We start from the raw sequence: 9,257 nt of genomic DNA on the forward strand, positions 1-9,257 counted from the left end.
GTGCGGGAATAGCTCAGTTGGTAGAGCACGACCTTGCCAAGGTCGGGGTCGCGAGTTCGAGTCTCGTTTCCCGCTCCATATTTAACAAAAACGCCGCTCATTGAGCGGCGTTTTTGTTTGTGCGCGATTTAGCTGCTGACGCTGCTTTACATCGACAGGATCAACCGCCCGGCGAACAGAATCAGGACCACCCCCATGCTGCGTTCGAACCAGTGTCCCATGCGCATGAACAGCAACCTGACCCGGCTGCTTGAAAAGAACAAGGCAACGATCACAAACCACAGGGCATTCACAAGGCACATCCATGCACCGTATAGCGCCTGGATCTTCAGGGGTGTCGTGGCGCTGATGATCGTGGTGAAGATCGCCAGGAAGAACAGTGTGGCCTTGGGATTGGTGGCGTTGGTCAGAAAGCCTGTCGTGAACGCCTTCAGCAGCGTTTGCTCGACAACGGGTTGATCTGTCGGCTGATCGCCTTCCAATACGGATTTCGGCCGGCTGCGCACCAGGCTGACACCCAGATAAAGAATGTAGGCTCCACCCACGACCTTGGCCACCGTCAATAGCCAGGGCGTGGTATGCATCAGCGCTCCGACTCCGAGCAAGGTATACAGCACGTGCACGGAAATCCCCGCGCCGATCCCCAGTGCCGTGCAGATGCCAACCATTCGGCCGAAACGCACACTCTGGCGAATCGTCACGGCGAAATCCGGTCCGGGCGCGACCACGGCCAGAAAGTGAATCGTCGCCAATGCCAGGAATTCGCCCAGGTAATTAGAAAGCATTGCAACTCCAGAAGGTCGGGGGGGACTCAGTCCACGTGGTAGTGGACGGACAACGTGCCTTTCTTTTGCGAAAGTGACGCGATCGTGACCGCGCCCAAATCCTTCAGGCTACGTACATGGGTGCCGCCACAGCCATAGGCGGGCAGTTCGCCAAAACTGATTTCCCGGGCGCCTTCGCGCAGCGATGTCAGGCGCGGCAGGTCATGGGCGATCCACTGTTCGAGGCCGTATTGCACGGTCTGCGCGTCAACGTCCAGCGCCGATTCTGACGGTTTGAATTGCACCCGCCCTTCACCGGGCCAGTGATGCGCCTTGATTGGCATCCAGCCCATGGCCTGGACGAAGTGTCCAATCAGATGGCCGGCTGAATGCATGCGCGTATTGATCTGGCGAGGCTGTTCATCCACCCGAATCAAAGTCATGCCAAGGTTGATTGGCTGATCGACGAAATGGACGATCCGGTCTGGATCCTGGACTACGCGTAGTACCCGGCTGTCGCCAATCCAGCCTATATCACAAGGTTGCCCGCCGCCCTGAGGGTGAAACAAGGTTGCGCGCAGCACCACGGCAAATTCGTTCTCGTGAGGTGCGCAGTCCAGGACTTCCACATTGGCCTTGAGGTCATCACTATGGAAAAAGAGGCGAAGCGTCATATTCCATGCTCGTATTCAAATTTCTATTTTTTATTATATGAAGCGCGGTTTGGCGTGATAATCCGTTCAAACATCAAAGGACTGTTGCGTTGTGAGCATAAATCTTCCACTGCCGTTGCTGGGTGAAATGGCGATTTTCGTCAAGGTCGTCGAAACCGGCAGCTTCTCCGAAGCCGCACGCCAGTTGGGCTCTTCGCCCTCGGCTGTCAGTCGCAGTATCTCGCGACTGGAAAAGGCCCTGGCCACTCGCCTGCTGCAACGGACCACGCGCAAGTTACGGTTGAGCGACGGTGGCGAGGAGGTCTTCAAGCGCTGTCAGGAGATGGTCAACGCCGCCCGGTCAGTGATGGAAATCAGTGGCCAGTTCACCGACGAGCCCGAAGGGGTGGTGCGCCTCAGCGTGCCGAAAGCGGTCGGTCGAATTGTGATTCACCCGCATATGCCGGAGTTTTTGCGCCGTTACCCCAAGGTGGATGTGGAGCTGTTGCTTGAGGACCGTCAGGTGGATCTGATCGACGATCACGTCGACCTGGCGATTCGTATCACCGACCGTCCGCCAGCGGGGTTGGTGGGGCGACAGCTGCTGAGCATCGACCATTTACTCTGCGCCACACCCCAATACCTGGCTGAGCACGGTACGCCGACTCACCCCCATGACCTGCTCAACCACAGTTGCATCTACTTGGGCGAAACCCCGAGCGATGCGCGCTGGAAGTTCAAGAAGGGCAGCAAATCCGTAACCGTCGGGGTGCGCGGGCGATATGCCGCCAATCACACGGGCGTACGTTTTGGCGCGGTACTGCAGCACATCGGCATCGGCAGCCTGCCGTACTTCACCGCGCGTCGTGCCTTGGAGAAGGGATTGATGGTGCAAGTGTTACCGGACTGGACTTTCCTGGCGTCCTACCACGGAGGCGCGTGGTTGCTGTACTCGCCCACGCGATACCTGCCACCCAAGCTGCGGGTGTTGATCGATTACCTGGTGGAGTGCCTGGAGAAGGAGCCGACGTTGGGCAAGCCGGGCAAGTCGAGCAGTTCGAATATTGCGGTTTCGGAGTATGAGCTGCCCGAAAGTGAGGGGTTGTTCTGAGGAAAGATCAAAAGATCGCAGCCTTCGGCAGCTCCTACAGGGTGTACGTGATTTCCATGTAGGAGCTGCCGAAGGCTGCGATCTTTTGATCCTGAAAAAAGGCCCGCATGTTCAACCATGCGGGCCTTTTTCATCAGTGCTTGCTGTCTTGATTGGACAGGGACAGCAGCTGTTTTTCCTGGTTCCAGTCGAAAGGCTCGTCATTCTGTTCGGCTTCGAAGCGACGTTCTTCCAGTGCCTGGTACAGGTCGATTTCATCATCGGGCATGTAATGCAGGCAGTCACCGGCGAAGTACCAAAGCAGGTCGCGTGGCACCAGGTGGGCGATTTGCGGGTAGCGGGTGATGACCTGGCACAGGATGTCCTGGCCCAGGTATTGGCTTTCGATCGGGTCGACCGGCAGCAGTGCAAGCAGTTCGTCGAAGCGCTCCAGGAACAAGGCATGGCTTTCGTCGGGAACCTGTTCGGCCTCACCTACGGCGACCAGGATGCTGCGCAGATGGTCGAGCAAAACGAGATGATCGGCAACGATGTTGGACACGAGATAAGTCCTCAAGAGCAAAACGGGCGCGGGAGTATAAAGCCCCCGCGCGCATTTTCCCATGATGGGGCGCTGGATGGATCAGCGGACCTTGCCATCGGTCAGTGCTATTTCCTCTTTGTCGAAAGCATCGACATCGATCACTTTGCGACGTGCCACTTCGGCCTCTCGAAGAGTGTGTGCTTCCACCGGTTGCAGTACGCCGGCTTCCAGTGCGGCATCGATGACATTTTCTCCAGCGACCGGTTTGACCTGGCCGCTCTTGAGCGCCATATGCAGTTTTTTACGCATGGGTAGCGCGGCGTTCAACTGATCGCAGGTGTGCTGCAGGACGCCAACAGGGTCTTCGACCGATTGCGGGCGATAGCAACCCAGCAGCACTTCCTCCAGGGCCGGATCCCCCTTGGCGCGGCCAATCACTGCGGCGACTTCGGCGCCGAGTTTGTCCGAAGGCCCTTTGTGACGACGCCCGAACGGGAACACGATCACCCGCAACAGGCAGGCCAGCACCTTGCTCGGAAAGTTGTTCAGCAATTCGTCCATGGCCCGCTCGCCGTGACCGAGGCTTTCCTCCATGGCCCAGGTAAACAGCGGCTTCATGTATTCCGGCGAGTCGAGGTCGTTGTAGCGCTTGAGCGCGGCGCTGGCCAGATACAGGTTGCTCAACACATCACCCAATCGTGCCGACAGGCGTTCGCGCCGTTTCAGTTCGCCGCCGAGCAGCATCATGCTGAGGTCGGCGAGCAGGGCGAATGCGGCTGCCTGACGGTTCAGCGCGCGGAAATAACCCTGGCTGAGCTTGTCGCCCGGTACGTGCTCCAGGTGCCCGAAACCGAGGTTCAGCACCAGCGTGCTGGCGGCGTTGCCCACGGCAAAGCCGATGTGCTTGAGCAGCAGGCCATCGAACTCGGTAAGTGCCTGATCCTTGTCCTCCCGAGTGGCCAGGGCCATTTCCTTGAGCACGAAGGGGTGGCAGCGAATCGCGCCCTGGCCGAAGATCATCAGGTTGCGCGAAAGAATGTTCGCGCCTTCCACGGTAATGAAGATCGGTGCGCCGTTCCATTTGCGGCCCAGGTAGTTGTTCGGCCCCATGATGATCGCCTTGCCGCCGTGCACATCCATCGCCTGGCTGATGCACTCGCGGCCACGCTCGGTGAGGTGGTACTTGAGAATCGCCGACAGCACCGACGGTTTCTCGCCGAGGTCCACCGCGTTGGCAGTCAGCATCCGCGCGGCGTCCATCATCCAGGCGTTGCCGCCGATGCGCGCCATGGCTTCCTGGATGCCTTCGAAAGCGGCGATCGGCACATTGAACTGCTCGCGGATCTGCGCGTACTGGCCGGTCACCAGGCTGGTGAACTTGGCCATGCCGGTGCCCACCGCCGGCAGGGAAATCGAACGCCCGACGGACAGGCAATTCATCAGCATCATCCAGCCCTTGCCGAGCATTTCCTGGCCGCCGATCAGGAACTCCAACGGTACGAAAACGTCCTTGCCGGAATTAGGACCGTTCATGAACGCCGCCCCCAGGGGCAGGTGACGACGGCCGATTTCAACACCGGGCAGATCGGTTGGAATCAGCGCCAGGCTGATACCCAGGTCTTCCTCCTCGCCCAGCAAGTGGTCCGGATCGTACGCCTTGAACGCCAGGCCGAGCAGGGTGGCGACCGGGCCCAGGGTGATGTAGCGCTTTTCCCAATTGAGTCGTAGGCCGAGGGTTTCCTTGCCTTCCCATTCGCCTTTGCAGATCACCCCGGTGTCAGGCATGCCGCCCGCGTCCGAACCCGCGAGAGGGCCGGTCAGTGCAAAACAGGGAATTTCGTCGCCGCGCGCCAGGCGTGGCAGGTAATGGTTGCGTTGCTCGTCGGTGCCGTAGTGCAGCAACAGTTCGGCCGGGCCGAGGGAGTTGGGGACCATCACGGTAGAAGCCAGATCGCCGCTGTGACTGGCCAGTTTCATCGCCACTTGCGAGTGGGCGTAGGCCGAGAACCCCTTGCCGCCAAACTCTTTGGGAATGATCAGGGCAAAAAAGCCGTTGTCCTTGATGTAAGTCCAGGCCTCGGCCGGCAAGTCCATGGTTTGACCGAGCTGCCAGTCGCTGACCATGGCGCAGAGCTCTTCGGTCGGACCGTCGATGAAAGCCTGTTCTTCCTCGTTCAGTTGCACCTTGGGATAGGACAGCAGCTTGTTCCAGTCCGGACGACCGCTGAACAGCTCGCCGTCCCACCACACCGTACCGGCTTCGATGGCGTCGCGTTCGGTGTCCGACATCGGCGGCAGGGTTTTCTGGAACCAGTTGAACATCGGTGCGCTGAAGAATTTGCGGCGCAGGTCAGGCAATAGCAGAGGCGCCGCCACGGCGGCGGTGAGCACCCAGAAAATCAACAGCAGCCAGCCCGGTGCGCGGCTGAATGCGCCCATTGCCAGCAGAAAGACAGCCACGATGCCCAGGGCAGGCAGCGGCGCGATGCGACGGTGGGCTAAATAAGCTATCCCGACAACCAGAACCAGTATCCACAACAGCAGCATATTTAATCCTCCGTGAACCCAGGGCGAACCAACCCACAGAGCTTAGACGGCATCCGCGAAACGGGGTGGTCAGAGCGAGGTGATTGAAATCGTGGGAAACCCTGGATGATTGTGTAGGCCTCAGGTGCGACAGACCGTGAAAAATCGTTCATTGAGCGGGCGGCAAAGCGCCCATGTTTGGCCGAAACGTCGTTATCTCTGTGCTGAACCTCTCGCTAGACTCGGGGCTTGCCCTGGAGATTGCCCGCATGCATGAGTATCTGAGCCCCGGCCGCTTCATCGATAGTGACCACCCCTGCGTGGTGGAGTTCGCCGAAAAACATCGTGGCGCCAGTTGCGACCCGCTCCAGCAGGCGATCCAACTCTATTACGCCGTGCGCGAGGCGGTGCGCTACAACCCGTACACCTTCAGCCGTGACCCACAGACCTTGCGTGGCAGTTATGCGCTGGCGAGCGGGGAGAGTTATTGCGTGCCCAAAGCCACGCTGCTGGCCGGTGCCGCGCGGCATTGCGGGATTGCTGCACGCATCGGTCTGGCTGACGTGCGCAATCATCTGTCGACCCCGCGCCTGCTCGAATTGCTCAAGAGCGACGTGTTCGCCATGCACGGCTACACCGAGCTCTATTTGAATGGTCGTTGGGTCAAGGCCACCCCTGCGTTCAACCAGGGGTTGTGCGACTTATTCAATGTGGCGCCGCTGGAATTCGACGGGATCAATGACAGCGTGTTTCATCCCTTCAATCGCGACGGCGAGCAGTTGATGGAGTACCTGATCGACCACGGCCAGTTCACCGACGTGCCGGAAAAGTTCTTCTTCGAACACCTTGAAAAGTGCTATCCGCACCTGTTCGGCGAGCATCTTGCGCCGCTGCTGGGAGACATGCGCAGCGATTTGAGTCGCGCCTGATCCGGCGTATGCTGCCTGCGCATTCATCCATAAAGAGGCGGTCATGCTGAAGATCTGGGGTCGGAAAAATTCATCGAATGTCAGAAAACCATTGTGGGCCGCCGAGGAATTGGGCCTGGCCTATGAGGCCATTGATGCGGGCGGTGCCTTTGGTGTCGTCGATACGCCCGAGTACCGTGCCATGAACCCCAATGGCCGCGTGCCGGTGATTGAAGACGATGGATTCGTGTTGTGGGAATCCAACGCGATCGTCCGCTATCTGATGGCCAGGCATGCGCCGAACACCCCGTGGTATCCGGCAGATCTGCAAGCGCGGGCCAGCGCCGAGAAGTGGATGGACTGGACCACTTCGAGTTTTGCCGGACCGTTCCGTACGGTGTTCTGGGGCGTATTGCGCACCCCGGCCGATCAACAGGACTGGCCTGCGATCCAGGCTGCAATCAAGGAGTGCGAAGCGCTGCTGGCGATGGCCGATCAGGCGCTGGCGAGCCAGCCATACCTGTCCGGTGACGAGATCGGCATGGGCGACATTCCCTTGGGGAGTTTCATTTATGCCTGGTTCGAGATGCCGATCGAACGCTCGCCACAGCCCCATCTGCAGGCCTGGTACGCACGGTTGAAAGAGCGTCCGGCGTATCGCAAGGCGGTCATGACCGCGTTGACTTAATACTCACTATCGACACACTTGACTGTACTTGTGCGGCGGCGACAAGCACCATTGCACTGATGCGCCGCGGTTGCATTGCTCGCCGCCCGCCCATATCTGTCCCTTTCTTCCCTTCTTGGTGCGTAATCCGATATGAGTTCCGCTCTGTCCATCCGGCAGCTAACCAAAACCTACGGCAACGGTTTCCAGGCCTTGAGTGGTATCGATCTGGATGTCGCCGAAGGTGACTTCTTCGCCTTGCTCGGCCCCAACGGCGCCGGCAAATCCACGACCATCGGCATTCTTTCGACCCTGGTGAACAAGACCAGCGGCACGGTGAATATCTTCGGCCACGACCTGGACAAGAACCCGGCGGCGCTTAAGCGCTGCATCGGCGTCGTACCCCAGGAGTTCAACTTCAACCAGTTCGAAAAGACCTTCGACATCGTCGTGACCCAGGCTGGTTACTACGGCATCCCGGCGAAAGTTGCCAAGGAACGCGCCGAGCAATACCTGACCCAACTTGGCCTGTGGGACAAGCGCGATGTGCCGTCGCGTTCGCTGTCCGGTGGCATGAAGCGTCGCCTGATGATCGCCCGTGCGCTGGTCCACGAACCGCGCCTGTTGATCCTCGACGAACCGACTGCCGGGGTGGACATCGAGCTGCGCCGTTCGATGTGGACTTTCCTCACCGAGCTGAACAAGAAAGGCATCACCATCATCCTCACCACGCACTATCTGGAAGAGGCTGAGCAGTTGTGCCGCAATATCGGCATCATCGATCACGGCACCATCGTCGAGAACACCAGCATGAAACAGTTGCTCGGCCAGCTGCACGTCGAGACTTTCCTGCTGGATCTGAAGGGCAGCGTGAGCGCGCCGCCACAGTTGATCGGCTATCCGTCACGCTTGCTCGATGCCCACACCCTGGAAGTCCAGGTGGACAAAAGCATGGGCATCACTGCGCTGTTCACTCAGCTTGCCCAACAGAACATTGAAGTGCTGAGCCTGCGTAACAAAACCAATCGCCTCGAGGAGTTGTTCGTGTCCCTGGTGGAGAAAAATCTGTCGAAGGTGGCGGTATGAGTTCCGAGCTGCAGCCCAACCTCGTTGCCCTCAATACCATCGTTTACCGTGAGGTCCGGCGCTTTACCCGGATCTGGCCGCAGACCCTGCTGCCGCCGGCGATCACCATGGTTCTGTACTTCGTGATCTTCGGCAACCTGATCGGTCGACAAATCGGCGATATGGGTGGCTTCACTTACATGGAGTACATCGTGCCGGGCCTGATCATGATGTCGGTGATCACCAACTCCTACGGCAACGTGGTGTCGAGTTTCTTCGGCAGCAAGTTCCAGCGTTCCATCGAAGAATTGATGGTGTCACCGGTGTCGCCGCACACCATCCTGATCGGCTACACCCTCGGCGGCGTACTGCGCGGCTTGATGGTCGGGATCATCGTGACGCTGTTGTCGCTGTTCTTCACTGATCTGCAGGTGCATCACCTGGGCGTGACCATTCTGGTGGTGGTGCTGACTGCGACCATCTTCTCGCTGCTGGGCTTCATCAACGCCGTGTTTGCGCGCAACTTCGATGACATCTCGATCATCCCGACCTTTGTGCTGACGCCCTTGACCTATCTGGGCGGGGTGTTCTACTCGATCTCGTTGCTGCCGCCGTTCTGGCAGACCGTGTCCTTGGCCAACCCGGTGCTGCACATGGTCAATGCGTTCCGTTACGGCATTCTCGGGGTGTCGGATATTCGGATCAGCATTGCGATTACGTTCATGGTGGTGGCGACGATCGTACTGTACATCGGTTGTGCGCGGTTGCTGGTGAGTGGGCGGGGGATGCGTACTTAAGATTTTCAAACGATGGCGGCCTGGCAGCCGACCTATTGTTTGTTGACGGAGTACATATCCATTCCTGCGGTAACGGCCACTTAGGGTTTCGCTCTTACAGCGAGTCACTTGGAAGAGCCCCAAGTAACCAAGGGCTCTTGCCCCCGGCGTTCGGTGCCTCGCTAATGCTCGGCATGCCCTCGCTCCGGTCCTGCTCCGTGGGTCGCCGCGATGGGCCATCCTTGGCCCAGCGCGGCTAAACCG

9 protein-coding genes and 1 tRNA gene are annotated in these 9,257 nt (G+C 59.1%); 6 read left to right on the forward strand and 4 right to left on the reverse strand.

Translation table 11 applies throughout. The features are described from left to right. Window positions 1–2: 2 nt before the first annotated feature. Window positions 3–78: transfer RNA gene (locus AC3WWR_RS25855), tRNA-Gly, on the forward strand. 68 nt (window positions 79–146) lie between these two features. Here the strand turns inward: AC3WWR_RS25855 and AC3WWR_RS25860 are convergent. Further along, window positions 147–785 (reverse strand): LysE family translocator, encoded by a 639-nt coding sequence (locus tag AC3WWR_RS25860; protein ID WP_020799684.1) that lies wholly within the window; start codon window positions 783–785, stop codon window positions 147–149. Between the two features lie 26 nt (window positions 786–811). Beyond that, on the reverse strand, window positions 812–1,438 hold the full coding sequence (locus tag AC3WWR_RS25865) for a serine-tRNA(Ala) deacylase AlaX (RefSeq protein WP_033045665.1): 627 nt from the start codon (window positions 1,436–1,438) through the stop codon (window positions 812–814). A 91-nt stretch (window positions 1,439–1,529) separates the two neighbouring features. On the opposite strand from AC3WWR_RS25865, the gene AC3WWR_RS25870 reads away from it, so the two are divergent. Then, window positions 1,530–2,528 (forward strand): LysR family transcriptional regulator, encoded by a 999-nt coding sequence (locus AC3WWR_RS25870; protein WP_020799682.1) that lies wholly within the window; start codon window positions 1,530–1,532, stop codon window positions 2,526–2,528. Window positions 2,529–2,661: 133 nt separating this feature from the next. On the opposite strand, the gene AC3WWR_RS25875 is transcribed toward AC3WWR_RS25870, so the two are convergent. After that, window positions 2,662–3,069, reverse strand: coding sequence for a PA2817 family protein (locus AC3WWR_RS25875; RefSeq protein WP_008062898.1), 408 nt, complete (start codon window positions 3,067–3,069; stop codon window positions 2,662–2,664). A gap of 81 nt (window positions 3,070–3,150) precedes the next feature. After that, complete coding sequence (locus AC3WWR_RS25880; protein WP_033044779.1) at window positions 3,151–5,598, reverse strand: acyl-CoA dehydrogenase; 2,448 nt, start codon at window positions 5,596–5,598, stop codon at window positions 3,151–3,153. 248 nt (window positions 5,599–5,846) lie between these two features. Between AC3WWR_RS25880 and AC3WWR_RS25885 the strand changes: the two genes are divergently transcribed. The 4 genes from AC3WWR_RS25885 (at window position 5,847) to AC3WWR_RS25900 (ending at window position 9,014) form a co-directional block, all read left to right on the forward strand. Next, window positions 5,847–6,506, forward strand: a complete 660-nt coding sequence (locus AC3WWR_RS25885; protein WP_033044781.1) for a transglutaminase-like domain-containing protein — start codon at window positions 5,847–5,849, stop codon at window positions 6,504–6,506. Between the two features lie 43 nt (window positions 6,507–6,549). Next, complete coding sequence (locus AC3WWR_RS25890; RefSeq protein WP_020799679.1) at window positions 6,550–7,173, forward strand: glutathione S-transferase family protein; 624 nt, start codon at window positions 6,550–6,552, stop codon at window positions 7,171–7,173. 132 nt (window positions 7,174–7,305) lie between these two features. Further along, window positions 7,306–8,238: an ABC transporter ATP-binding protein gene (locus AC3WWR_RS25895; protein ID WP_020799678.1), complete on the forward strand. Its 933-nt coding sequence runs from the start codon at window positions 7,306–7,308 to the stop codon at window positions 8,236–8,238. Then, window positions 8,235–9,014: an ABC transporter permease gene (locus AC3WWR_RS25900; RefSeq protein ID WP_020799677.1), complete on the forward strand. Its 780-nt coding sequence runs from the start codon at window positions 8,235–8,237 to the stop codon at window positions 9,012–9,014. Before AC3WWR_RS25895 ends, AC3WWR_RS25900 begins: the two co-directional genes overlap by 4 nt. Window positions 9,015–9,257 lie beyond the last annotated feature (243 nt).

Source organism: Pseudomonas sp. EB271-G4-1 (genome assembly GCF_058791355.1).